This window comes from Limibacillus sp. MBR-115 (assembly GCF_040549425.1).
Lineage (GTDB): Bacteria > Pseudomonadota > Alphaproteobacteria > Kiloniellales > CECT-8803 > Limibacillus > Limibacillus halophilus.
On record NZ_JBEPTJ010000010.1, the window covers coordinates 34,825 to 60,199 of the forward strand.

The following is a 25,375-nucleotide window of genomic DNA, read 5'->3' on the forward strand; positions in this document are numbered from 1 at the left end:
GGTTGCCGAAATGGACATTGCCTTGGTGACCGATGAATTGAGCGCCGATCCGCAGACGGCTATTGAGCTAGGTCTTGAATGGGGAGTGCGGCATTTCGAGCTGCGTGGGTATTTTGCAGATCGGGTTCCGTTTCTCTCTGGTTATCAACACCAGCGGTTGAAGCGATTGGTCCGTGACCATGGAGTTGAGATCACTGCCGTATCGCCCGGTTTGTTCAAAATGCCTTTTTCTGAGAAAACCTACCCGACCAGCAATTTGACCTGGATGGATAGCGGTTTCTTCGAACGTTGGAGCAGCCTGCAAGCAGAATTGGAAAGGCACGTCACGGATCTGTTGCCTGCCAGTATCGATTTTGCCCTGGAATATGGAGCAAAGTATCTGATCTCTTTCAGCTTCCACCGTGCCGGTCATGATGGTGGGGTACCCCCTGAGGGCGTCATTGAAACTTTGCAGCAAGCTGCGGAAAAAGTAGAAGCGGCGGGCTTGGAGTTGCTGATTGAGACCGAAGAGGGCTTTTGGGCGGATACTGGCCAGCGTTCGGGAGCACTTATTTCAGCAGTTCGATCGCCTGCGCTGGGCATTAATTGGGACCCAGCCAACTCTTTTTGCGAAGGCGATGTCCCCTATCCCGAAGGGTATAGCCATCTTCATCAGTATGTTCGCAACGTCCATTTCAAAGATGCGCGCCGCCTAAGCAACGGGAGCACCGAATTTGTTGAGAATGGAGAGATTGACTGGGATGGCCAAATTCAAGCGCTCGTACGCGATGGGTACAAGGGCGCTATCACCGTGGAGCCGCACCTGGAACCACGAGTTCCAGCGGTTCGCAGGTCGTTGGCCCGTTTAAAAATAATGATTGAGAGCGCAGAGGCCGGGGAAAAATCCAGTTACTAGACGCGATTGTTTAGTTGCGGCTGATAGCGACAAACTAAAGATTCAAAAGGAGGTAAACATGTCTACCACTGCGGAAGATCTTGCTGGAATTATTCCGGCAGTAATTGTCCCGATGGACAAGGATTACAAAATCGATTTTCAAGCTTATCGCCGCTACCTTTCATGGGTCTTGAGTTTGAAGCCCGTTGGCATTGCCGTTAATGTCGACACAGGTGAGGGGCCCTATCTGAGTTCGGACGAGAGAGCCGAAGTCATCCGTGTGACGAGGGAAATGGCCGATCCGGCCTGCAGGGTTGTGGCGGGATGTGGTGGCCCGGCTACCCATACGGCGATTGAGAATGCAAAGGTTGCTCGAGATTCGGGCGCGGATGCATTGTTGGTCTTTCCAACCCCCGCGTTCTTGAATGACCCCCTTGATCCGGCAATTCCATATGATTATCACAAAGCGATTGCCGATGCTTCTGGTTTGCCACTGGTTGTATTCCAGTTGGCGCCGCTTTTTGGCGGTGTGAACTATACCCCGGATGCTCTTCGCAAGGTTCTGACAATTCCTGAGGTCATTGCCTTGAAGGATGCTTCGTTTGACTCGGCTCATTTTTCCTTGACGAAGAATATTGTTAGCGCTGCAGACCGCAAGGTCACCCTGCTTAGCGGGAATGACAACTTTATGCTGGAATCGTTCCTTCTTGGTGCTGAAGGAGGCTTGTTGGGCTATGCGGCCGTCGGCGTTGGCCTGCTGATCGAACAACTCAATGCAGTAAAGAGGAAGCAGTTTGATCGTGCTCTGGATATGAGGGCGCGTGTCCAAGGATTTTGCGACTACATCTACGGTCACCCGATCGGCGATTATCGGGCCAGGTGCAAGGTCGCGCTGGTCCACATGGGTTTGTTGGAACCCCATCAAACCTATGTCCGCCCGCCATACACGTCGCTTTGGGAGCAGGAAGCCGAGAATGCTAAAAAGGCGGTTGAAGAGTTTCAACCGACAGAAGTGGGCGTTCGTGCTGCGTAGAATACTCGCCCGCAACGATGTTGCCGTGAAATCATAGTGGCGCCTTAAGGATCCACAGCGAACGCTCGGCCCGACATGAGGCACATAAGCCTCGTAAGGTGCTCACTATGTAAATTCTTGAGGCAGTCTATAACTTGGGCGCGATAGGTGCTGGATGAATGTATGCATGATCGGCCATGGTATGATGGGGCAATGGCACTCGGAAACTTTGGCAACAATACCATTCTGTAAGAAACACACGATCGTGGGGCGGCGAAGGGAACCTACAGAAGAATTCGCTAAGCGGCATGAGTATCTTTATGCAACAACAGACTTCGAAACGGCAATTGCAAACTCGGAAATAGATGTTGTGGTCATCGCGAGCCCAAGTGCATCGCACGCTTGGATGGCAAAAAAAGTCCTCGAACACGACAAACATCTCCTCGTGGAAATACCATTGGCTATGTCTTTGGCTGAGGTAAAAGAGATTTGCGAGATTGCTCAATCAAAGAAATTGATACTTGGAACGGTGCATCCGATGAGGATGATTCCGCGGATGCGCGACCTTAGAACGCGTATCAACAACGGTGAGGAGGTCGTGCGGTTGGTCAGCACGGCCTTTATCATAAAGCGATGGGAGAATATCGGTGCGACTGGATACAGGCGTAGTTGGACAGATAATATTCTATGGCATCACTTAGCCCACTTTGTTGATTTTTGCTTGTGGCTAGCAAACTCGTCCGTTGCTGATGTTCGTGGCTTTATGTCGCCGAAGGATCCACGTACCGGTATACCCATGAACGCGGTAATTTGCGCGGAGATGCTCGATGGGCAAACCCTGAGTATCATCGGGTCTTATGCTGGTCACGAGCAGGTTTTTGAAGAGTTGGTGGTAACCGATAAGGCCTGCTATCGCCTCAACGCAGTGGATTGTACGCTAAAAATAGGCGACCAGATCGAAACGCTACGTCATGAGAGCGAGGATTGCGCAGATGTATTGCGGAATTTTTTACAATCTGTTCAAGAGGGGACCAGACCAGAGATTACAGGATTTGATGTGATCCCCGCGTTCCAATTTATTCAAGCCGTTCAGAATCAATGGGACGAAAGCCACGGTGAAAGCATCTAGTATTTTTTTGAGATATATCGGTTCAGAAACGGATTATTTAACCCTACTGACAGTTACCCAGAGAATCCGAAGATCTTTCTTGGGTTCCTAGAGAAAATAAATTCCTGGTCATCAATGCTAAACCAAGAGTTCATTCTATTAAGTGCGTCAGTGTAGGCAGGGCGCTCATCAACCCCTAGAAATGGCCAATCTGAGCCCCAAACACAATGGGACAGGCCGAAAGAGGAGACCAGTTGTTCTATGAATGGCTCCAATTCGCTATCCATATGCGCTGCTGGCAGCAGCCGAAATGCGGCTGATAGTTTGACAACGCTGAGGCCTTCTCGCCCCATCATTAAAATAGATTGAAAACCAGGCTGAGCAGTTCCAGGGGCAACTCGCTGAATACCAAAGTGATCCACTATCGTTGGAATCTGCTTTCGCATTAAATGTGGAGTTATAAGGCTCCACTGCTCATCACTTCCGAAAACTTGAACCCACCAACCCAACTCTTTGAGGCGATCCAAGATACGGCCATTTTTTATGGCCTCTAGGTCTCTGTCACGTCCATTGGAGCTAACAAGATTGAACCTCGCTCCAATTACTCCAGCGTCGACAAGACGACCCAAGCAATGGTCGGAGGCTGCATGATCTATGACAGAAATGCCCTTAAATTTTCCCGGATACTCCTGCATAATTTCTACCAAAAGATCATTGTGATAGCCGTAGCAACTGGGCTGTACGAGGAGAGCGCTGGATACGTTACAGTTTGAAAAAATGCCCAGTATATTCTCCCTATTCCCAGTTTCGTGGGGACTTGGTGTGTACCCAGCTTCCTTACTAATTGGGTAGTTTTCAGGTTCAATTATATGAAGATGGCAGTCCACTATTGCGCTAATGACGTCTTCTGAATTCTTCATGTCTCTGGATGCTCATGAGCTAGATGGCATTGACACGTTAACTGCCGTGTTCGCCAGAATTTGATCGTGGTTCAGATCAAACCGCAAGCCAACTCTGCCGCCAGACAGAGAACGTCTCAGTTCGAGACACCTTGAAAGCACGTCGGGACAGAAGATGGCGTTGGACGTAGAGGGCGTTGTAGACGGCGGCGTGGATTGACAGGAACCGTTGGGCGGATCCCGGTGACTTGAATCGCTGTTGTTTTCGCCCTCGCCGCCGAACCGGCAGATGAGAATTCTCCGCCCGATTGTTCGCCCGGAGCCCCTGATTGTGAACAGCGGCAAGTTGCTCTTTGCGGATGGCGGCGGCGTAGGATTTGAGCTTGTCAGTGGTGATGCGCTTCGGCGCAAAGCCCTGCTTCTTCAGCAGCTTTCGCAGCAATCTCCTCGCCGATTTGGCGCAGCGTCGTGGCTGGACCAGAAAGTCCAAGACTTCACCTTCGTCATCAACCGCTCGCCACAGCCAATGTCTTCGGCCGCGGATCCTGATGACCATTTCGTCGAGGTGCCAGCGGGCACTGGCGCGCGGACGGCTGCGTCGAAGATTGCTCGCGATCAGCAGGCCGAACTTCAGAAACCAGCGTCGAACCGTTTCGTTCGAAACATTGATGCCACGCTCGGCCAGAAGATCCTCGACATCACGAAACGAAAGCGTGAATCGGGCGTAGAGCCATACCGCATGTTGGATGATCTCGGGCGAAAAACGATGTCGTTTGAAAGATATCAGGGTCATACCGAGACCGTACCGGTCCCTCCCCGCGCCGGCTATCGTCTTAACGTGTCAGTGCCCCTGGCATAGAGCCAGACGGCGTGGCGGATCACCTCGGCGGGAAATCGGTGGCGCTTAAATGACAATGGTTGCATCACCCAAGCCTCGCAACTGCCGTCTCACCTCAAAAGGTGAGTTAATGTGTCAATGCCCTTCAAAGGCTCAAGGATTGCTTGTGAGGTGTGATTCAAATTCGGATAAACTCAAGCCTCCAATACGAAGGGCATCAGTTGTCCACGGGCTGAGATGAGTGATCCTCGTCAAGAAACTTCTGTAAATAGCATCTTGGGCAGCTTTTGCGATGCGTTGACTTAACTCCATGCTCTCAGTGCGTTGTGCAATCAGTCGTATCGTTCGCGCCATAGGTGGCTTGCTAAGGGGATAGATGCGAAGATTTGTATCCGACCGAACACTCTTCAATACGACGAGTGGGGTGGCAATCGTCCAGCCAATTCCAGCACTTACCATACCAAGCACAGCATCCGACGTATCAAGCTCATAACGATGCTGGGGGTTGAGCGTATTACTACGCAGATAGTCGTCTACCTGCCTGCCAAAGAATGATGAGCGCGAGTAGCGGATGAGGGGCATCTCTTCGCACAACTGTTCAGCTGTTTTTTGCTCCTTACTGTTCGACGGAGGGGCAACAATGAAAAATGGCTCCTCGAGAACGGGCAACACGGTCAGATCGAAGAAATTATGCGAGCTATCAGAAGTGATCACGAAATCCACTCGCCGTTCCAGCAAGGCACGAATGCCGGTTTCATTGACACCAGAAAGCACCGACCACTGAGCTGCTATTGTATCTAGCGCTTTTACCAGATGCGGGCCGACTGTCGCTGCGAAAGAATCCACCATGCCGATCCTCAAGAGTGGAAGCAGCTTGTTCATGTCTAAATCGACGCTTTGTTCCAGGACCCTTGCGTGACCTAGGAGCGCCACCGCGCCTTTATAAAAGGTGGTACCCAGAAGCGTGAGGCGTGCCGGCCTCACATTTCGGTCGACCAACTGGGCACCAGTGGACTTCTCCAGACTGGCAATAGCTTGTGATACGGCTGATTGCGTCAGCCCAAGACGCTCCGCGGCTCGGGACATGTTTTCCTCTTCCACCGAGGTGACGAAGATTTCCAGTGTTCTCAGGTTCATCCAATTCTTCATAAGCGGTGCCATCTCCGAGAAAGATTCTGATTGACCGTAGCAAGTTTAATACTTATTCTCAATATCAGTAATACTAATACTAGAATCGCATGAGTATCTTACCCAGAGGAGTAAGGAGGGCCTAATGGCACGCATCTCTCTCAATAAACTCATTCTAGCGGGTGTAGTCTTGTTGGCTGCAAGTGGGATTGCCAGCGCAGAAACTGTTACGTTGCGTTTGGGCAACATCACGGACCCACAACATTCCGAGACGAAGGCCCAAGAGTATTTCGCCAGATTGGTGAAAGAGAAGACCAACGGCGAGGTCGATGTTCGGATTTTCTCTGGTGGACAGTTAGGTGATGCTTCCAGTCAGTTGGAAGCTATCCGTCTGGGTGCGCAAGATATGTATGCTGGTGGTACGGGCAATTTCGGCAAGTACGTCGGCGACTGGAACATTACTACCGTCGGCTTTGTGTTTCGGGATACTGATCACTTCATGAAGGTACTCGACAGCGGGCCATATAAAAAGATGGAGCAGGAGCTGCTCGACAAAGCCGGATTCCGTATGGTGCTGCGCAACGGCGCCCGTCCTGGTAAGCCGATCATTTCCTCCAAGCCCATTCTGAGTCCTGATGACTTCAAAGGGCTGAAAGTACGTGTCCCGCCATGGCAAGGATACGTCAAAACCTTTGAAGCGATGGGTGCGAAGACTGTTAGCTTGCCTTGGGGCGAGACTTATCTGGCGTTGAAGCAGGGCATTGCCGAGGTGGCCTGCGCAACCATTTCGGGCTTCTATGGACAATCTCTTCACGAAGTTGCGCCTTATCTGACGTTAGTCGACTTTTTCAGCGATAGTTTCACCATCGTTATCGGTGACAAGAAGTTCCAAACGCTTTCGGCCGAACATCAACAAGCCCTTTTGGATGCGGGGGACGAGGCTGGTAAGTATTATACAAAACTCGCTGCGGCAGATCAGAAAGAAATCATCGAGAAAATGATAGCTGAAGGGGCTGTCGTCATTCGCATGAGCCCGAAACCGTTCATCGACAAGATGGGCCCAGCGATTGCTGAAATGGAAGCCCTCAATGTCTGGTCTACGCCCGGACTGTTTAAAGCGTTTCAAGGCATCAACTGATATAGCGCGGCGCCGAGGATTTCTGGTTCTTGGCGCCGTCTCTCTTTCTTAGCCCATGACTGCCGACCCCCGAATGATGAATACGGGTCGGGCAGTCATGCCTATCGCAGGGAACTTCCACATGCTCGAAACGTCATTTCCCCCAATTACCAAAATTCTGGCTGAATTCGTGGCATCTCAATCCTGGGACACACTCTCGGATGAAGTGCGCGAGTGTTCCAAGCGGGCCATTGCTGACTGTATCGGAGGCGCAATTGCCGGTGTCAAGGAACCGCCCAGCAAAGTGGTAATCGACCTCGCTCGTACTGAACTCGGCAATGTCCCGATATGGGGCGCTGCTTTTGCAACGACTGAACGAATGGCTGCGTTGACAAATGGAATACTGGCGCATGCGCATGACATCGATGATACGAACGAATCAATGCGCGGGCATCCTTCCGCGCCAGTGGTCCCCGCTATCTTTTCTATGGTTCCGGCAACAAAGGTTGATGGCAAGGCTATGATTGCGGCCTATGCGGTTGGAGTCGAAGTCGAAGCCAAGCTAGGTCGGGCGATGAACATGGAACACTATGAGCGTGGCTGGCACACTACTTCAACGCTTGGCACGCTTGGAGCGGCCGCTGCGGCGGCCAACCTATTGCAGCTCAACAGCGAAACCTGTGCCCGGGCCTTAGCCATTGCGGGCTCAATGGCTTGTGGTGTCCGCGCCAATTTTGGCACGATGACGAAACCACTGCATGCAGGCTTGGCTTCTGAGCATGGCGTTACTGCAGCGCGGCTTGCTGCCGGGGGGCTCAGCGCGAATCCGACCGCGCTTGAGGCAAAGGAAGGCTTTGTGGATCTTTTCTGTGGCTTCGAACATGTGGCCGCCGGACTGGCGGTAACCGACCTTGGTGCGCCATTCGACGTCGTCAAGCCAGGCATCCTTTTCAAGATATATCCGACCTGCTCACTAACGCATCACGTCCTCGATATATTGCTGGAAGGGCTTGCAAACCGTTCAATACGCCCTGGCAAAATCAGGCAAATGAATTGCGGCATCGGATATCGGTGCGAGAATACGCTTCCTTACCATCGTCCAACGACAGGCCTGGAAGGGAAATTCAGCATGGAATACTGCATCGCCGCCGCGCTTTGCTACGGCAAGGTCACTTTCTCGGAGTTTACGGATGAAGCCGTGAACGCACCAGAAATCCAAGCCCTGTATCCGAAACTCAACGTCTATATCCACCCGGAGCTCAGGGAAAGCGATTCTGTTTTCAACGACTTTGCCGACATCGAGATCATTCACGAGGACGGAGTAGTCTACAACAAGAGGCTTTACAAACCGAAAGGCCACCCGACTAATCCCCTTTCATGGGCGGAACTGGAAGCGAAATTCAAAGATTGTGCCGCGCCGGTGATTGGAACTGCCGAAGCAAACCGCGCTTGGAAAGGCCTGAGCACGCTTGAAACGTTGGGAAGTTCCGACATCGTTTCGCTGCTTTGAAGTTCGGAAACGGAGAATTCCGAAAATGAACCTCATCAACAAATGCCTGCAGCGTCTGGAAGAAGGGGTGGCGACGACCCTGATCGCCGTTCTTATGTTGACGATCGGTGCGCAGATATTCTTCCGCTATTTTCTGAATTCCCCGCTCAGTTGGAGTGAGGAATTCTCACAGTTCATGCTGATCTGCCTTAGTTTTGTGGCGGCAACGGCCGTCCTGAAGCGCGGCGAGCATTATTCTATCGACACGTTCGTCAACATGTTGCCGAGCAGTTTACGCCGGATTGTCGAGGTTGGCTCATTGGTGGTGGCGCTGGTTCTGCTAGTCGCTCTCGCGTTCTATTCGTTCCGGATTGGCGTGCTTTACGCCGGGACACACTCGCTCATCCTGAAGATACCAGAGGAAGTGAAGGCCTATTTGATGGGGTACTGCTTTCTCTCCATGGCCCTGCACATTGTCGTGCGAATCGTCCAAAGCTTGGAGCGGGAGGCATAGGCCATGGAAGGCATAGTTTTCGGCGTGACCTTGGTAGTTCTCTTTGTTGCAAACATGCCGGTCGCAATGACACTGTTGGCGGCTACGGTGGGCTACATCCTAGTCGGTAGTGATTTTCCGCTCGAAATCGTGGCCCAGCGCATGTGGGGCGGCGTGCAGTCGGTAGTTCTGTCGGCCATTCCGATGTACATCCTCGCAGCCATTCTAATGAACAATATGGGTGTCACAGAGCGCATCTTCCGTTTTGCCTGCGCATTGGTGGGTCACCTGCGAGGAGGGCTCTATTATGTAAACGTACTTGCAAGCGTCATATTCTCCGGGATGTCAGGTTCCAACACTGCGGACGTTGCGGGGCTTGGACGCATTGAGATCCGGGCCATGATAGATGCAGGTTATGACCGCGCCTACAGTGCGGCGGTTACTGCGGCATCTTCGATCATCGGGCCCATCATTCCACCTAGTATTATTTTGGTGGTCTATGCCCAGTTGGCGAATGTCTCGACCGGAAAATTATTCTTGGCGGGCATTCTGCCGGGCTGTTTGATGGCGCTTTGCTTGTCAATCATCGTTTTTGCCGCAGTGCGCGCCAAGCCGGAGCTGGCTGGACGCCCCCTGCGACGCGCTACCTTGCGTGAACTTATGATCAGTGCGCGTGATGGGCTTTTTGCACTTCTTTCACCCGCCATCATCGTCGGGGGCATGACCCTGGGTATCGTCACCCCTTCAGAGGCAGGCGTCATGGCGGTTTTCTATTCCATGTTGCTTGGCCTGATCTATGGAAGTCTTTCCCTGGAAGTTGTTGTCCGTTCTCTGCGGGAAGCAGCGTTTTTCACGGGTGCGATCATGTTTGTCATTGCCGCATCCGGTGCATTCGGGTGGGCCGTCAATATCATGGAGGTTCCGGAATCGGTGGGCACTGCAATCCAGAGCGTCACCGAAAGCAAATGGGTAGCTCTTATCCTAATAAATTTAGGGTTGCTAATGCTCGGGGCTTTGGAAGCTGGATCGGCTGCGCTGATTATCGTCGCCCCGGTGCTGATCTATCTCGGCAACCTCTATGGGATCGACCCTGTGCAACTCGGCATCATCGCTGCGGTCAATCTGACAATGGGGTCCATGACGCCGCCGGTTGCGCTTTCTCTGTTCATTTCGGCTCAGATCGCGGAGGTGCCGATGAAGCGTGCGGTGATCGCTGCAATCCCCTTCTTCCTGGCACTCATAGTCTCGCTATTGCTCACAACGTTAATACCAGAGTTTTCCCTGTTGCTGCCTAACCTATTGATGGGTGCATAGAATGCTAGAACTTGAAAAAGTCGATGGAATTCTCGTGCTGCGCCTCAACAATCCGGCCAAGCTTAATGCATGGAGCGGCGCGATGCGCGAGGACGTCCAAAAGGCACTTGCATCGGCGGACAAGGACACAGCAATCGTGGCCGCTGTCATCACGGGAACGGGCGAACGCTCATTCTGCGCCGGCGCAGACCTCACTGATCCAAGTATGAGTATACCATCGGCAGCCGAAGGGCGGATGGCGGCTTTTCGGGAGTTCTATTTCGGAATCCAGTCCTTTCGTAAGCCTCTGGTTGCGGCACTGAACGGTCTTACTTTGGGCTCGGCCTTCCAGGCTGTCCTTCTTATGGATTACCGTGTGGCGCATCCGGCCGTTCGTTTGGGGTTGCCCGAGATCAACTCCGGCATGCCGTGCATAACCGGCTCGGCGATCCTTTCTTGGTGTGTCGGTCCCATGCTTGCCCGTTCCATTGCGATTAGTGGACGGTTCGTCGGAGCAGAAGAGGCCCTGCGTCTCGGGGTGCTGGAGGAGATCGTTGCCCCAGAGAATGTCGTGGAGCGGTCCTTGCAGGTAGCACAGGAACTGGCCGCGAAATCACCAGAAGCATTCGCCGAAACGAAGCTATGGTTTCGCGATCTGACCCTGCCTGCTCTCGATGCCGCCTTCGCACGGGCGTCCGAAGTGAGAGCGAAGGAGAATGTCGCCCGTTCAGTCAAGGCTGGCATTACGGGTTTCTTCGCAGGTGAGAGAAACAAGAACGCTTAGTCGACTAAATAAAAATCTGGAGAATGACGATGATCTGTGAGGACACGGCTGGCTTAAGTGTGCGCGCAAATTGGCCCGTGCCGGGCGAAGGAACGTTTCGTTCGATCCTCGAAATGCGCGCGCAAACTGATCCTGATCACCAATTCTGTATCTGGGAGGGTGGTAACTTAACCGTTGGGGATTTGTACAAGCGCTCGACGCAACTTGCCAACTCGCTGTTAAACATGGGGCTTGATAAAGGAGACGTCGTCGCTCTCATGCTCGATCAACACGCTGAGCATATGATTGCGCTTTATGCCTGCGCCCAGATTGGAGTCGCGAGAACCTCAATCAATGTGAACGCCAAGGGCGACTATCTCTCGCTGCTGTTGGCTGACGCCAAGCCGACAACCATCATAGCGGAGAAAGCGTACCATACGCTGCTCGAGCCTGCCCTCAAGGCGACTTCTATTGCTCACATTGTCTGGCACGACCAAAGCGGAAGGAGCGAGTTCGACAGACTCATCGAGGCGGGGGCCTCAACCCCGCCGGCGATTGCCGCCGCTCCCGACGATGTTCTCGTCATCAATTACACTTCGGGAACGACGGGTTCGCCTAAGAAGTTCGCGCGCTCGGACCGTGTGGTTCAAATCGGCTCTATCGGCTGCCTTCTGATTGGAAACATGGAACCTGGCGATATTCTGCTGTTTTGGGAGCCGCTTTATCACGGCGCCGGGCATCAAACAGTTTTTGCCGCCATAATGGAGAAAATCACTCTTGCTCTGGTCCCAAGATTCAGTGCATCGAGATTCTGGGATCAGGCACGCTGCTTCAATGCCACCAAGATCCACTATATTGGTGGCATCTTGCCAATTCTTCTGAAACAGCCTCCTCTCGACAGCGATCGCGAGCATCCGGTGAAGATCGCTTGGGGCGCGGGTTGTCCTGCGGATATTTGGGAGGAGTTCGAACGCCGGTTCGGAGTGGAGATTCATGAAGGCTACGGCCTTAGCGAAGTTGCGAATTACGTTGCGATCAACGTAGATGGGCCACGAGGTTCCATCGGAAAACCTCTTCCATGGTTCTCAGTGAAGGTCGTCGATGATGATGAGAAGATCGTTCCGCTTGGGGAAGTCGGAGAAATCGTAGTGAAGGGCAAAGAGCCCGGGAATACATCGATCTCCCTCAACACGGTTCGAACCATGACACAGGATGGATGGATAAAGACAGGCGATCTTGGTAGTTTTGATAAGAACGAATACTTGTTCTTCACCGGTCGTAAGAGCGATAGCCTCCGCCGTAGGGGTGAAAATGTCTCGGCGTGGGAAGTAGAGCGCATTGTTGCAAGACATCCGGCGATCGAGGAATGCGCTCTTGTTGGTGTAGATAGCGGTCTGGGCGCTGGCGACGATGATCTAAAGCTCTTCGTGAAGCTAAAACCACAGGAATTGCTTGAGCCTCTGGAGCTAATAAAGTGGTGCGAGGACAAGATGCCGTACTTTCAGATTCCCCGCTATATTGCTTTCTCACCAGAATTCCCTAAGACACCAAGCCAGCGCATACGGAAGGCAGAACTCTCACGATCGAAGAACGATTGTTGGGATCTAAATGAGACTGGCTATGCGTTGAAACGGCATTGACACGTTAACTCCGAGACACGGCGGCAATCGCTTATCGCCGTTGGATCCTATGCAGCTTTGCAGGCGCCAGCCCACACCTCGAATGCGTTGGATCGAAGGACCTTGTAGCCTGGTCGACTGAGGAGATGACGCTGGCAGTTGAAGGTGTTGTAGGTGGCGGCGTGAACGGATAGGAAGCGTTGAGCGGAGCCTGGTGACTTGAAGCCTTGTTGCTTTCGCTCTCGTCGTCGAACGGGCTGATGAGAGTTCTCGGCTCGATTGTTGGCTCGAAGTCCTCTGTCATGCCGTGCGGATAGGCCAAGATCGACGAAGGCTCGTTGATAGGAGCGCGGCTTATCCGTCACGATACTGCGCGGCGCGAAACCTTGCTTCTTGAGCAGCTTCTTCATCAGTTTCCTGGCGACGCGGGCATTGCGTCTCTTCTGAATCAGGAAATCTAAGACCTCCCCCTCATCATCGACAGCACGCCACAGCCAGGTGCGTTCACCGCGCACAACAATTACCATTTCGTCCAGGTGCCAGCGGTCATAGGCGCGGGGTCGCGATCGACGCAGGTTTGCGGCAATACCGTTTCCGAACTTCAAGAACCAGCGCCGGACCGTCTCGTTCGAGACCTCCAGCCCACGCTCCGCCAGCAATTCTTCGACATCCCGAAAAGACAGCGTGAACCTAGCATAGAGCCAGACAGCGTGGCGAATCACATCGGCGGGAAATCGATGGCGCTTGAAGGAGAGTGGTTTCATCTCGGGAGTTTAGACGCTGGAGCCCAGACGTGACAGACGAGTTAACGTGTCAGTGCCTCTGACAGTCCCCCTTCAATGTTCTGAAGGTGTATTCAGGCGCTGTGACCAGTCTTCGACAACGCAGGTTTCAATACGACGTCGAGCAAGTTTGCGCCAAGAGTCGGCAAGGCAGTCCAATTCTGCAAGCTCAGAAAGATATTCTTTGTTCAAAGTGTTACGATAGAGGACCCGCAATATCCGTATAAGCGGCCAGTTCTTGGCTTGGCGATCTATAAGAGCAATGGAATCGCCAACCATAACTTGGCCTTCTTCAAGAACGCGGTAGTACCATCCTGTCCGGCCGCTGGCCTGAACCAGACGCGCCATGGAAGAGTCCTGGAACCGCTCATTGAGTCGCCAGCACGGCTGCCTTCCTTGCGAAACTTGCACACGAGCAGTGCCGAGCCGAAAAATGTCCCCAATGCAAACATCGGCTTCGGTTAGGCCCTCTGTTGAAATATTTTCGCCAAAGGCACCTGCATTCGTTAGGTGTGGGGCCAGCATCGGATTCTCGGTACGCCACAAGGCGTAGTGCTCAAAGGCATAGTGGTGGACGGCCTTCTCCGGACCTCCATGATGTTTCGTATCACCTTGGTGATCGCCTACCAGACCAGAGAAAGTAACCCTCACCGGCTGCCCGACTTGGCGTTTGAAGATACCGCTAGCCACTCTGTTTCTGCCCAACGGGCTAATTTTGCCAACCATCACGGAACGTATTTTGAAGTTCATCGGATTTGTTCAATCCCAACTTGTGCGCCGCCTCAAAAGGCAACATCAGCATGTAAAGCTAATTTGCGAACCTTCCTGAAGACAGGGAGTTTCACTTTCTTCCTCTTTGCCGGCTATCCGACACTTTCCCGACTGCTTCAGCAATCCGATTAATGCCTTCTTTAATTTCATCCTCTCTGAGTGACGAGTATCCAAGCATTACGCAACGATTCGTGTAGGGGCCGCCGCCGAAGTCATAGCCAGCCCCCCCGCCGGCGAGCGTATAAATGCCCACCCCTTTGTCCTGGGCGATCTCTTTCAGATTCATGGCCGGAGGAAAATGGTCAGGAAGATGCCACATAACATGCATGCCGCCATCAAGCCCAGAAAGGTTGACCCTGCCAAAAGCGCCCGTTAGAGCATCAACTAGGCAGTTACGGGCACCCATGTAGATTCGACGTATCTGGCGCAAATGCCGTATGTAGCTTTCGGAGGCGATAAAGTCAGCCAACACAGCCTGGTCGAGCCAAGCGTGTCCATTGTTCAGCAGAGTTTTAACTGCAATCGCGGGTTCATACAGCTCTGGCGGCAAAACCACGTACCCCACGCGCAATCCGGCGCCGATCGATTTTGAGAAAGTGCCCATATAAATCACACAGCCTCGCTGATCGAGGCCAGCCAAGGCGGTTAAGGGCGGTCCATCATAGCGGAAGTCGCTGTCGTAATCGTCTTCGATGATATAGCTGCCGTTGTTCCAGGCCCATTCCAGCAATCTGATCCTCCGATCTAACGACAGTGTGCAGCCCGTCGGATACTGGTGTGACGGCGTCACGTAGAGCAGGCTGGCTCTGTGGTTGATGAGGTCTCGAATCCTTATTCCATTCTCGTCTACCTGGACCGGCAGAAGATCTGCGCCATAGCTTTCAAAAGCGAAAGCGGCACCTTGGTAGCATGGGTTTTCCATCGCTACTTGCGTGCCCTTCTCGATGAACAGTCGGGCAACGATGTTTAAGGCTTCCTGGATGCCCGAGACAATGATGATCTGCTCGGGCTTTGCCTTGATACCGCGGGCAGATGCCAAGTGATTGGCGATTGCTGTGCATAGCGCAGGCAAGCCAGCAGGTTCTCCATACTCGGTAAGATTACCTTCCCTGTTAGAGAGATTCTTTAGAATCAGGCGCCGCCAAGTTTTCGAGGGAAAAGTTGCGGCGTTCGGGCGACCGACCCAGAAATCAATAGGTACTTTGCGCCGGCTTCTGTTCACAACCGTTTGTGCCCGACCTCGAAAGACTACCACTGGGGTTACCGGGCGCAGTTTCTCTATTCTCTGTGCGGCTGGTGCTGTCGTTTCAAGGAGCAACAACCTTTCTGGAAGTGAGGAGCTGACGAAGGTTCGTGATGCTTTGCGGGTCTGAAGATAGCCCTCATGAATTAACCGCTCATAGGCAATGGACACAGTATTTCGTGATACGCCGAGTTGTTCTGAAAGCAACCGCGTCGCCGGCACAGATTGCCCGGGACGCAGATATCCGCCCAAAATCAACTTACGGATCTGCCAATAAATCTGGTTCTGCATGCTAGTTTTTGAGGCGCGATCGATCTCGATAAACAGGTTCATTACCAACACTCAGCGGTCAGTGAAGTTTTCTATGGTTTAACATTCGCAAAGTTTTAAAAGTTTTCATAGAACCAGTTCTTATAAAAATTTGAGTAAGAACTGGCATCTGGCACCATATAAAAGATAACAACTGGCGCTTTCCTAAAGTCCAATTAAATGAAACACTATCACTTGACTATCGTAGCTCTGGGTATGAGTTGGACGCTAGACGAGCTGAGTTTGTCGTCAGAGTTGGTGGCCTTGGTGCACATTGGAATTCGATTATTGGAATTTCAGAAAGCTATAACCATCGGCCAAGGCGATAACGCCATGCAGCGAGAACGAGGTGTATTATTGGCAATTCTGGCGAGAAGTGTAGGTAAGCGCGTCCTTCGCTTTGAAAGCGATTAAAAATTGAGGTCGGTTAAGGAACTGATATGAAGATCAAAACCTGGATTGACCGTCCCTTGCATCAAACAGCAAAAGCTCTTCGAGCGGGTGAAGTTTCTGCCGAATCCCTTTGTGATGAGGCAATTGCCAATCATGAGCGGTTTGGACAACTGCTAGGTGCCTACAAGACCTGGGACGGCGATGGTGCTCTGTTGAGTGCTGGTCTCGCGGATCAGGCATTCCAAAGAGGTTATGACTTTGGGCCGCTACAGGGGTTTCCAATCTCGGTCAAGGATCTCTATGGCGTGAGAGGCCTGCCCGTTTATGCGGGCTCGTCCAAACCGCTTCCCGAGAAGTGGCAAACAGAAGGGCCGGTAATTTCCAGTTTACGTCGGCAGATTGCGCCTATCACTGGTAAGACGCATACGGTTGAGTTCGCCTTCGGCGGTGTCGGAGTGAATGGGAATTGGCCCACACCTCGCAACCCCTGGTCTCCTCAGGTTCATCGTGTGCCGGGAGGATCAAGTGCCGGCGCAGGAGTTTCTCTTTGTGAAGGTTCAGCAGCGGTCGCTCTTGGAACAGATACGGCAGGTTCTGTCCGGATTCCGGCGAGCGTCACTGGGAATGCGGGTCTGAAGACAAGCGCCGGCCGTTGGAGCCTGGATGGTTTGGTCCCGCTCAGTGAAACTTTTGATAGCCCAGGTGTACTGGCGCGTTCGATTGAAGATATCGCCTATGCATTTGCCGCAATCGACCCTGTTTGCAACCGATCTGAACTGTCAAGTCGCTTGGCAAATGTTCGGCCGGATTTGGCCGGATTGCGTATTGGGGTTTGTGGCAGGCTTTTCTGGGACGACTGCTCCCCGGGGGTCGCGGAAGCAGTGGAAAAGGCTCTCAAAGAAGCGGAGCGGAAAGGCGCCCGCATACAAAACATCGACATCCCGGAACTGGATGAAACCTATAGCATATTTCGCGCCGGTGGCCTTGCGGCAGTGGAGCTCCTCGCCTTCTTGAGAACGGAACTGCCGAGTTGGATAGAGACTCTGGATCCCAACGTTGCTGCACGCACCGCTGGCGCAGGAGAACTCTCTGCAGCGGAATTTGTCGTGCGCGACCGTAGATTACGCCAACTGGCGGCGACCGCAGTTCGAGTTTTTGATTCTTGTGATGTGATTGTAACCCCGACAGTAGCAATCACACCCCCTACGGTTGAGGAGGTTTCCGTCACCGAGGTTTACAACCAGCAAAACATGCTGATGCTCCGCAACACCTCTATTGTCAGCTTGCTGAATCTCTGTGCGATGACTTTGCCCGTAGGACTCGATGGCGCTGGAATGCCGGTTGGAATGCAGGTGATTGGTCGGCGAATGATGGAAGAGTCGCTTATTCTTATGGCGCGGGGTTTAGAACTCGCAATTGGCAACGGGAGAGATCGCTTGGGTGAACCAGAAATGTTGAGGGCGGCTTTCGTGTGAGATGTAACAAGTTGATCAGACTTGGCGCCTGACATTGTGCGGTTTGAACACACCATGATGAAACGAAAAGATTATTTGGAACAATGTAAAGGAGAGGAACAATGGAGCGTAGAACATTCGTTAAAACAATGCTTGCAACCACAGGCGGCGCAATCGCTGCCCCGGCAGTTGCGCGTGCGCAAGAAACCTTTAACTGGCACCTGATCACCTCTTGGCCTCCGGAGTTTCCAGGTTTCCAGTCAGGGCCTGGCAGTGCGGAAGATTTTGCGGTCCGCGTGAAAGCCATGTCCGGGGGGCGCTTGAACATTAAGGTTCATCCAGCGGGCACATTGGCTCCCTGGAACGAGGTATTTGATGCATGTTCTGCAGGCACCGCACAGATGGGGCATTCAACGTCGTACTACTGGATGGGTAAGACCGTGGCCGCTGCATTCTTTTGTGCGGTCCCCTTCGGCCTCAACTTTGAGGGACATAATGCTTGGATCTATGAAGGTGGTGGTCAGGAATTGTGGGATGAAGTCTACGGGGATTTCAATTTAGTGGCTTTTCCCTGTGGTAACACGGGCGTGCAGATGACCGGTTGGTTTCGGAAGCCCATAGAAACCATCGAGGATCTGAAAGGCCTCAAAATGCGGGTCTCTGGACTTGCCGGTTCGGTCTACAAGGAAGTTGGCGTAACCCAGCAAACTATGCCCGCTGGCGAAATCTTTCCATCTCTTGAGCGCGGCGTGATTGATGCTGCCGAATGGGTGGGTCCTTATCAGGATGCCCGGATGGGCTTCCACAAGGTGGCGAAGTACTACCACAGCACAGGCTGGCATGAACCCAGCACAACTTCCGAGATCATGATCAACAAGCAGGCGTGGGAATCACTTCCCGACGACCTGAAGGCAGTGGTCCGCAACGCCGCTGATGCCTGTAATTTGAGAAACTACATGTGGTACCAAGCCGTGAACAGCGAGGCATTGGACGACATGGTGAGGAACCACGGTGTTATCGCCAGTCCGCTTCCCGATAGCGTGGTCGAACTGTTGAAATCGACCTCTAGAGAGGTTCTGGCGGCCAAGGTAGAGGGGGACCCGGTTGCCAAGAAGGTTCACGACCATTACTTCGCATTTAAAGAAAAATGGAGCAAATGGGCGGATATTACCGACAAGGTTTACCACAACCAGATCCGCTAAATTGTAAAGGTGATTTCGTTGGAAAAAGAACAACTGCATGGCATGAGTCGTTTTGCTCATGCCATGCAGAATTGCATTGATCTGGTTGGGCGGATTAACGCTTGGGTTATTCTGCTAATGGTGCTGCTTGTCTTCGGAAATGTAGCACTGCGTTATTTATTCAGCATGGGTTGGGTAGCGTTGCATCAGTTGGAATGGCACTTGATGCCCCCCCTGGTGTTGATCGGGATGTCCTACGCACTTCGGCATGATGAACACGTTAGGGTCGATATTTTCTATGCGCGGTATTCTCCAACAACCCGTCAAGTCGTGAATGTTTTTTCGGGGCTAATTGCGGTGATCATTTCAGTGGGAATCATACACTTTACTCTGCCTTGGTGGTGGCAATCCTTTTCCTCCTTCGAAGGTTCTTATGAAGCGGGTGGACTGCCGTATCTTTTTGTCTTGAAAGCATTCATACCCATTGGCTTTGCTCTCATGACTATCCAGGCCTCCGCCTCGATCATTCTCAGTATGGTTTCTCTGATCAATAAGGCGCCCTGATGGATCCGAACCAAATCATTGCCCTAAGCAGTCTTGTAGCACTTTTTTTGATTCTGCTCGCCGGTATTCCCGTGGGGTTTTCCCTGGCCATCATCGGTTTTGTCTTTGGATACATCGGATTTGGTGCGGATCTTTTTAATTTCATACCAGGCCGTATCTTCGGTGTGGTGACCAACTACACGCTGCTCGCAATACCTCTGTTTGTGTTCATGGGCGTGATGCTTCAGAAGTCTCGGGTGGCCGAAGATCTGCTGGATGTCGTGGGCCATCTCTTCACCAGTTTGCGCGGTGGTATGGGACTTGCGGTGATCTTAATTGGTATGCTGATGGGGGCTGCCACAGGGATCGTTGGGGCGACCGTCGTCACACTTGGTCTTCTTGCACTGCCGACACTGTTACGCCGTGGCTACAACAAGCGACTCGCTTGTGGCGCAATTTGTGCATCAGGGACGCTTGGGCAGATCATTCCGCCCAGTCTTATTCTTATAGTCCTAGGGGACATTATGGGGGTGCCGGTTGGCACGTTGTTTGCAGCAGCATTATTCCCTGGCCTACTCCTGACGGCGACATATGGCGCCTACATGCTGATTATAGGGATGGTGTTTCCCGATTCTGCTCCGCCGATACCACTAGCGGAGCGGAACGCAGTCTCCAACCGTGAACTAGCACTCAAAGTCGTCAAAGTACTTTTGCCGCCGCTTGCTCTCATAACTGCCGTATTGGGTTCCATAATCGGCGGGATTGCGGCTCCCACGGAGGCCGCATCAGTTGGAGCCTTAGGAAGCATTTTAGTTGTGGCAATGTCAGGACGGCTCACACGTTCCGTATTGACAGACACTGTTCAGACGACGACGAAAATTTCTGCGATGGTGATGTTCATTCTCGTAGCTGCGCAGGTGTTCTCTCTTTCCTTCCGTGGTCTTGGTGGTGATGAATTGGTCCAGAAGACATTTGATATAGTGCCAGCCTCAATTGATGCTCAGGTGTTATTGTTGCTTCTGGTTCTGTTCTTGCTAGGTTTCTTCCTGGAATGGATCGAGATTTCTTATGTCGCTTTACCGTTATTTTTGCCTGTTTTCCACGCCGCAGGTGTTGATCTCGTATGGTTGGCGACATTGGTGTGTTTGAATCTGCAGACCTCCTATCTGACGCCTCCGTTTGGCTGGGCACTGTTTTTTCTCAAGGGGGTCAGCCCGCCCCAGATATCCACCTCAGATATCTACTTGGGTGTGATCCCCTTTATCGGAATGCAAATAGCGGTGCTGGCGATGCTTTTCTTGTTCCCAGGAATTGCAACTTGGCTTCCACGCGCAATCGGGTGGTAAAATCAAGATGACGTTCGAATTTTGAAGGCGCTCGTTAGTAGGTTCCAGATTAAGTCGAACAGAAGGTAAAAATGTAAAGGACCGGTGAATTGGCTCAGAAAGAAATACTTTGCTCGTTTGTAACCCATGTCGATTCTGTGGCGGCGATGCTTGGTTCATTTGGCGGTGAGGATTCGCCGTGTGATATCTCGAGAGGTGTGTTTGCTGGTGAGATCGGGACTCCAAGACTTCTGAACCTTTTTGAGCGTCTGGGTATTCAGACATCATGGTTTATCACAGGGCATTCGATTGAAACGTTCCCAAGAGAAATGCAAATGGTGGCCGACGCAGGGCATGAGATTGCACTGCATGGCTATTCTCATGAGAACCCGCTCGCCATGACTCCCGAACAAGAAGAGGCCGTCATTGATAAGTGCATCGGATTGATCGAGAAACTTTCCGGCAAGACTCCCGTTGGATATTCAGCGCCTTGGTGGGAATTGAGCGGCGAGACGCCGGAGATTCTACTTCGCAAGGGCATCCTCTATGATTCTAGCGTCATGCATAAAGATCACGAATGCTACTATCTAACGGTTGGAGACACCTGGACAGCAATTGACTATTCGCAGCCAGCAGAAACATGGATGAAGCCGTTAATTCGCGGAAAGAAGATTAACCTAGTCGAGATTCCCGCCAGTTGGTATTTGGACGATTTGCCGCCGATGATGTTCATCAAGAAGTTCCCGAATAGCCACGGTTTCGTCAACCCTAGAGATATTGAACAATTATGGCGTGATCAGTTCGACTGGGTGTATCGCGAGTACGACCAGGCCGTATTCCCGATTACTATCCATCCTGACGTTGCTGGGCGACCGCAGGTGCTACTGATGCTTGAGCGGTTGCACGCGCATATGACCAGCCATCCGGGGGTGCGGTTTTGTAAGATGCATGAAATTGCAGACGATTTTATTCGTCGTAACCCACCACCAGCGTGATCGGCTCAGTTGTGACAGGTAATTGACCAATGTGTGGATTCTGCGGCCTTCTTGCGGGACAACCAGGTCATTGGAGTGAAACAACCGGTGCCGCAGATTCATTTGATCAAGCGTTAACGCCCGGTGCACGTATGCGCGAGCGTCTCGAACGGGTTCGCCAGATCAACCTGATACTGCATTTTTACCGGCTGAGGTTGGAGGACTTCAACGGGGCGTCCTATATACTTTATAGCCCCACCGGTGCCGCAGAAGTTGTTGATCATATCGCTATGATTTGGACAGCCGCAGATCGGCTAGCCAAAAAGAAAATTGATCCCTTCTCACCGGAACTACTTTCAGCTCTGAGCAAAGCTGGTTGCGCACAACAGGTGGAAACTTGGCCGACCACAGGCGTATGATCCCCGTCACCCTGATCACCGGATTCCTGGGTAGCGGGAAGACAACTCTGCTGCGCCGAATTCTCGACAGGCCGGTGATGCGAAATGCCGCCGTTCTCGTCAACGAGTTTGGTGAGGTCGGCCTGGACCATAGACTTTTACGGCGCATTGATGGTGAAACCGTTGTGTTGGAGAATGGCTGTGTCTGTTGTTCCATTCGTGATGATTTAGTTCAGGTCTTCCGTAAACTGCTCCTGCAAAGGCACCGCCAGGAAATACCGAACTTTGACCGGATTGCAATTGAAAGCACCGGACTTGCTGATCCGGTTCCCGTAATACACACACTCGTTTCAGAACCCAGCCTACGCCACCGATTCCGCCTATCTAATACAATCACCACCGTCGATGTTTTGCAGAGTAAGGATATTCATTCTCGCTATAGAGAATGGGGAAAGCAGATTACCGTAGCCGACCGCGTTGTTCTTACCAAAACGGATCTAGCGCCAGAGGAGAGTATTCAAGTGGCCCGCCGCATGGTTGGGACGATAAATCCTGATGCTGAGGTGTTTGATACGGCGCGTTTGGACAGCGATAGAATAGATGCGCTGCTGACCGATTCATATGAGCACGCCAATGGACCCCGACGGGTGCCTGGCTGGATCGCCCCATCATCAGAAGGGAATGCTGTGGGAGGGCCTCAGACACACCAACATCCGAAGGGGCCAGATGGTGATACAGATGGACTCCCACTGGCGTCGTTCACGGTAACTTTGAAAAAGCCGATCGACTGGACACCTTTCGGTATTTGGCTTGGATTGCTCCTTCACGCACATGGGGAAAGAATACTGAGAGTCAAAGGAATATTGAATGTTCTAGGGAGCAAAGGGCCTATCATTTTGCAGGGCGTACAGCATGTTATACATGCACCCTACCATCTCGATTATTGGCCAGATGAGAACCATCATTCTCGAATTACCTTCATTGTCGATGGTTTGTCGGTCAAAAGTATCGAAGCATCGATCAACGCTTTTATTAGGCGCCCTGGCGGGTCTTAGAGTTTGCGGCTCTGTCACAGCAAAATGAGTTGAACCGGGCAAAGCGGGTATCGAGCGCTTGGACAGGATCACATACCTTGGCGGATCATCTCGGCGGGAAATCGATGGCGCTTGATGGAGAGTGGTTGCATCTTGGGCATTTAGAGGCTGTAGCCCAGACGCGACAGACGAGATAACGTGTCAGTGCCCGAAGATCTGCTGCTTCAACGCAGCATCGATATTTGCCACGAGACAGTGCGTTTCTGGTGGAGCCGATCTTGGGTGCGGGCTAGTTCGTGCCGCCCGTAGAGCCGGAATCGTTAGAAAGGCGGGAGATTTTCAACATCGTGCGTAGGTCGGGAATCTTAACCCGTGGGCGATTTTGTTTGCGACCGAGGTGGAGCTCATGATCATCCAACCGCAGCCAATTCGCCCAGTTTGTGTAGCCCACGCCTCGGCTATCTAAGAGAGTAAGAATCCGTTTGGGGTCGCTACCCTTGTGCGATTTTCGGGCAGCAAGGTCTGCCAGCAAACTACAAACCGTTTCTGATGAGTCGCTCCTATTGTTACCAACCGTCCCCGACGGACCTCGCTTGGCCCATCCGGTAACGTATTCTCCTTCTGTAAACTGGCTGTTCTCGCCTATGACACGACCTCGACTGTTCGGGATGATCGATCTAGATTCGTCGAACGGCACGTCCGGCAATGGCGTGGCTTGAAAACCAACAGTGCTAAAAATCATACCCACATCGAGTGTCTCTTGATTTCCGGTTCCTCGCACCCGCCCATCGTCAAGCAGTTCGTTGCTCTCGAGCAAGACTCTGTCGACGCGGTTTTCGCCGAGAATTCGTTCCGGTCGACGCAGGAACCTAAAATGGATCCTACGCGCCTTACCCTGCGAGGGTCGCTGTGCCCAGTCACGCAGCATCTTAACGTTCGTCTGGAGCTGGCGATTCAAGCTGATCCGATTTTCATCTTCATCACTCAGCAAAACCTCGCTTGGTCGAAGGATTATGTCGACGTTGGCCAGCTTTCCAATTTCGCGCAGTTCCACCGGCGTAAACTTTGCTTGCGCGGGTCCACGGCGCGCAATTAAGTACACGTCGGTAATTAGGCTGTTGCTGAATGCGTTGAGGACCCGAACTGGCACGTCGGTTGAGGCAACCTCATCAGGACTGCGGAGGAGCATGCGGGCGACATCTAGAGCCACATTGCCGGCACCGATCACCGCAACCTGTTTTGCGTTCAAAAGGAAGTCATGGTCTGCGGCATCGGGATGTCCGTTGTACCAGTCTACGAACATCTTAGCACTGTAACTTCCGGGCAGATCTTCGCCAGGTATGTCAAGCCGGCGTTCACGCTGAGCCCCGGTTGCATATATGACGGCATCATAATGTTCGAGCATGTCGGCACGGCTGAGGTCCGCGCCAAAGCAGACGTTGCCGAAGAATCGTACCCGTTTCTCATAGTCGAACACTGTGCGTAGCACACGTGTTACCGACTTCATCTGCTGATTATCCGGGGCTATGCCGTAACGCACCAAACCATATGGCGTTGGAAGCCTGTCAAACACATCAACCTTGAGCTCCGAGTCTGATTCCAAAAGGGACTGCGCCGCGTATAGCCCGGCCGGCCCTGCACCGACTACTGCCACCCGCGGACTTGCGTCGCTTCCATTAGCCCCGACGAGGCGCTCCTCGATGGGAGAATTTGATGTGTCAACGCTGCGATTCATTGTCGATATACTCCGGACCAAGAAGAGCCATATCGGTAGTGCGGTCTAAAGCTCTAATCCGCTCCGCCATTCCATAGCTTGGTGCAGATCCAGTTCGATACCATTCAACTTACCGAGGCACCCGACGTGTTTGCCCTTAACAAACCAATAAACCGGCACAACCTAGCGCGTCGAAAGTAGAACCACGACGCAATGTGGAGGCTGCAAATGTCTAATGTCCTTTTGACGCTAGTCATCGACATTCCGAGGAGGAAATGAAGCCACCAACGGCGTATCAACTTTGAGAGGCCCAACACGTTTGGCGCCGCCGGGGGAATGCAACGGTTCGTCCTTACCAGGGAGAGTCTTACTGAAGAATTCTTCGTTATCCTTAAGGTATTGATACAATGAATCGGGCAAGTCTTCTTCGTGGTAGATTGCCTCTTCGGGGCAAGCGGGCACGCAGGCACCACAGTTGATGCACTCGGTAGGATGTATGTAAAGCGACCGGCTTCCCTCATAGATGCAATCCACGGGGCATTCCTTGACACAAGTACGGTTGACGCAGTCGATACATGCATCGGTAATTACATGGGTCATGACTCACCATTTAATTGGTCT

The 25,375-nt window shown here is 52.4% G+C and carries 23 protein-coding genes; 15 read left to right on the top strand and 8 right to left on the bottom strand.

Annotated elements, in window-relative coordinates:
* Positions 1–10: 10 nt before the first annotated feature.
* From ABIE63_RS16460 to ABIE63_RS16470, 3 genes are all read left to right on the top strand, one after another.
* Complete coding sequence (locus tag ABIE63_RS16460; RefSeq protein WP_354506170.1) at positions 11–895, top strand: sugar phosphate isomerase/epimerase family protein; 885 nt, start codon at positions 11–13, stop codon at positions 893–895.
* A 58-nt stretch (positions 896–953) separates the two neighbouring features.
* Positions 954–1,907, top strand: coding sequence for a dihydrodipicolinate synthase family protein (locus tag ABIE63_RS16465; protein ID WP_354506173.1), 954 nt, complete (start codon positions 954–956; stop codon positions 1,905–1,907).
* Positions 1,908–2,073: 166 nt separating this feature from the next.
* Entirely contained in the window at positions 2,074–3,015 is a 942-nt protein-coding gene (locus ABIE63_RS16470) for a Gfo/Idh/MocA family oxidoreductase (protein ID WP_354506175.1), read from the top strand.
* A gap of 53 nt (positions 3,016–3,068) precedes the next feature.
* Here ABIE63_RS16470 and ABIE63_RS16475 read toward each other — a convergent pair whose 3' ends face one another.
* The 3 genes from ABIE63_RS16475 to ABIE63_RS16485 form a co-directional block, all read right to left on the bottom strand.
* Positions 3,069–3,914 carry an amidohydrolase family protein gene (locus ABIE63_RS16475; protein WP_354506178.1) on the bottom strand — a complete coding sequence of 282 codons (846 nt, stop codon included), beginning with the start codon at positions 3,912–3,914 and terminating at the stop codon, positions 3,069–3,071.
* Positions 3,915–3,990: 76 nt separating this feature from the next.
* Entirely contained in the window at positions 3,991–4,686 is a 696-nt protein-coding gene (locus ABIE63_RS16480) for an IS6 family transposase (RefSeq protein WP_354506181.1), read from the bottom strand.
* Between the two features lie 198 nt (positions 4,687–4,884).
* Entirely contained in the window at positions 4,885–5,880 is a 996-nt protein-coding gene (locus ABIE63_RS16485; protein ID WP_354506184.1) for a LysR family transcriptional regulator, read from the bottom strand.
* Positions 5,881–6,004: 124 nt separating this feature from the next.
* Here ABIE63_RS16485 and ABIE63_RS16490 point away from each other — a divergent pair, with 124 nt between their 5' ends.
* The 6 genes from ABIE63_RS16490 (at position 6,005) to ABIE63_RS16515 (ending at position 12,654) form a co-directional block, all read left to right on the top strand.
* On the top strand, positions 6,005–6,997 hold the full coding sequence (locus ABIE63_RS16490) for a TRAP transporter substrate-binding protein (protein WP_354506187.1): 993 nt from the start codon (positions 6,005–6,007) through the stop codon (positions 6,995–6,997).
* A gap of 121 nt (positions 6,998–7,118) precedes the next feature.
* The gene (locus ABIE63_RS16495; RefSeq protein WP_354506190.1) at positions 7,119–8,486 is read left to right on the top strand and encodes an MmgE/PrpD family protein; all 1,368 of its coding nucleotides are present in this window, start codon (positions 7,119–7,121) and stop codon (positions 8,484–8,486) included.
* A 25-nt stretch (positions 8,487–8,511) separates the two neighbouring features.
* Positions 8,512–8,979, top strand: a complete 468-nt coding sequence (locus ABIE63_RS16500; protein ID WP_354506193.1) for a TRAP transporter small permease — start codon at positions 8,512–8,514, stop codon at positions 8,977–8,979.
* A 3-nt stretch (positions 8,980–8,982) separates the two neighbouring features.
* Positions 8,983–10,272: a TRAP transporter large permease gene (locus tag ABIE63_RS16505; protein WP_354506196.1), complete on the top strand. Its 1,290-nt coding sequence runs from the start codon at positions 8,983–8,985 to the stop codon at positions 10,270–10,272.
* Position 10,273: 1 nt separating this feature from the next.
* A complete protein-coding gene (locus tag ABIE63_RS16510) occupies positions 10,274–11,035 on the top strand; it encodes an enoyl-CoA hydratase/isomerase family protein (protein WP_354506199.1) in 762 nt (253 codons plus the stop codon).
* Between the two features lie 29 nt (positions 11,036–11,064).
* Positions 11,065–12,654, top strand: a complete 1,590-nt coding sequence (locus tag ABIE63_RS16515) for an AMP-binding protein (protein ID WP_354506202.1) — start codon at positions 11,065–11,067, stop codon at positions 12,652–12,654.
* A gap of 47 nt (positions 12,655–12,701) precedes the next feature.
* Here ABIE63_RS16515 and ABIE63_RS16520 read toward each other — a convergent pair whose 3' ends face one another.
* The 3 genes from ABIE63_RS16520 to ABIE63_RS16530 all read right to left on the bottom strand — a co-directional run bounded on the left by ABIE63_RS16520 (position 12,702) and on the right by ABIE63_RS16530 (position 15,762).
* Positions 12,702–13,397 (bottom strand): IS6 family transposase, encoded by a 696-nt coding sequence (locus ABIE63_RS16520; protein ID WP_354506205.1) that lies wholly within the window; start codon positions 13,395–13,397, stop codon positions 12,702–12,704.
* Between the two features lie 72 nt (positions 13,398–13,469).
* Positions 13,470–14,165, bottom strand: coding sequence for an MOSC domain-containing protein (locus tag ABIE63_RS16525; RefSeq protein WP_354506208.1), 696 nt, complete (start codon positions 14,163–14,165; stop codon positions 13,470–13,472).
* Positions 14,166–14,256: 91 nt separating this feature from the next.
* Positions 14,257–15,762 (bottom strand): PLP-dependent aminotransferase family protein, encoded by a 1,506-nt coding sequence (locus ABIE63_RS16530; RefSeq protein WP_354506210.1) that lies wholly within the window; start codon positions 15,760–15,762, stop codon positions 14,257–14,259.
* A 416-nt stretch (positions 15,763–16,178) separates the two neighbouring features.
* Between ABIE63_RS16530 and ABIE63_RS16535 the strand changes: the two genes are divergently transcribed.
* The 6 genes from ABIE63_RS16535 (at position 16,179) to ABIE63_RS16560 (ending at position 23,061) form a co-directional block, all read left to right on the top strand.
* Complete coding sequence (locus ABIE63_RS16535; protein WP_354506213.1) at positions 16,179–17,606, top strand: amidase; 1,428 nt, start codon at positions 16,179–16,181, stop codon at positions 17,604–17,606.
* A gap of 101 nt (positions 17,607–17,707) precedes the next feature.
* Complete coding sequence (locus tag ABIE63_RS16540; RefSeq protein ID WP_354506216.1) at positions 17,708–18,787, top strand: TRAP transporter substrate-binding protein; 1,080 nt, start codon at positions 17,708–17,710, stop codon at positions 18,785–18,787.
* 18 nt (positions 18,788–18,805) lie between these two features.
* A complete protein-coding gene (locus ABIE63_RS16545; protein ID WP_354506219.1) occupies positions 18,806–19,330 on the top strand; it encodes a TRAP transporter small permease subunit in 525 nt (174 codons plus the stop codon).
* The gene (locus ABIE63_RS16550) at positions 19,330–20,655 is read left to right on the top strand and encodes a TRAP transporter large permease subunit (protein ID WP_354506222.1); all 1,326 of its coding nucleotides are present in this window, start codon (positions 19,330–19,332) and stop codon (positions 20,653–20,655) included. The genes ABIE63_RS16545 and ABIE63_RS16550 overlap by 1 nt, the downstream gene beginning before the upstream one ends.
* An 89-nt stretch (positions 20,656–20,744) precedes the next feature.
* Positions 20,745–21,629, top strand: coding sequence for a polysaccharide deacetylase (locus tag ABIE63_RS16555; protein ID WP_354506225.1), 885 nt, complete (start codon positions 20,745–20,747; stop codon positions 21,627–21,629).
* Positions 21,630–22,005: 376 nt separating this feature from the next.
* The gene (locus tag ABIE63_RS16560; RefSeq protein ID WP_354506228.1) at positions 22,006–23,061 is read left to right on the top strand and encodes a GTP-binding protein; all 1,056 of its coding nucleotides are present in this window, start codon (positions 22,006–22,008) and stop codon (positions 23,059–23,061) included.
* A 268-nt stretch (positions 23,062–23,329) separates the two neighbouring features.
* Here ABIE63_RS16560 and ABIE63_RS16565 read toward each other — a convergent pair whose 3' ends face one another.
* Together ABIE63_RS16565 and fdxA are read right to left on the bottom strand one after the other, a co-directional pair.
* On the bottom strand, positions 23,330–24,775 hold the full coding sequence (locus ABIE63_RS16565; protein ID WP_354506231.1) for an FAD-dependent oxidoreductase: 1,446 nt from the start codon (positions 24,773–24,775) through the stop codon (positions 23,330–23,332).
* Positions 24,776–25,003: 228 nt separating this feature from the next.
* Positions 25,004–25,354, bottom strand: coding sequence for a ferredoxin (fdxA, locus tag ABIE63_RS16570; RefSeq protein WP_354506234.1), 351 nt, complete (start codon positions 25,352–25,354; stop codon positions 25,004–25,006).
* Positions 25,355–25,375 lie beyond the last annotated feature (21 nt).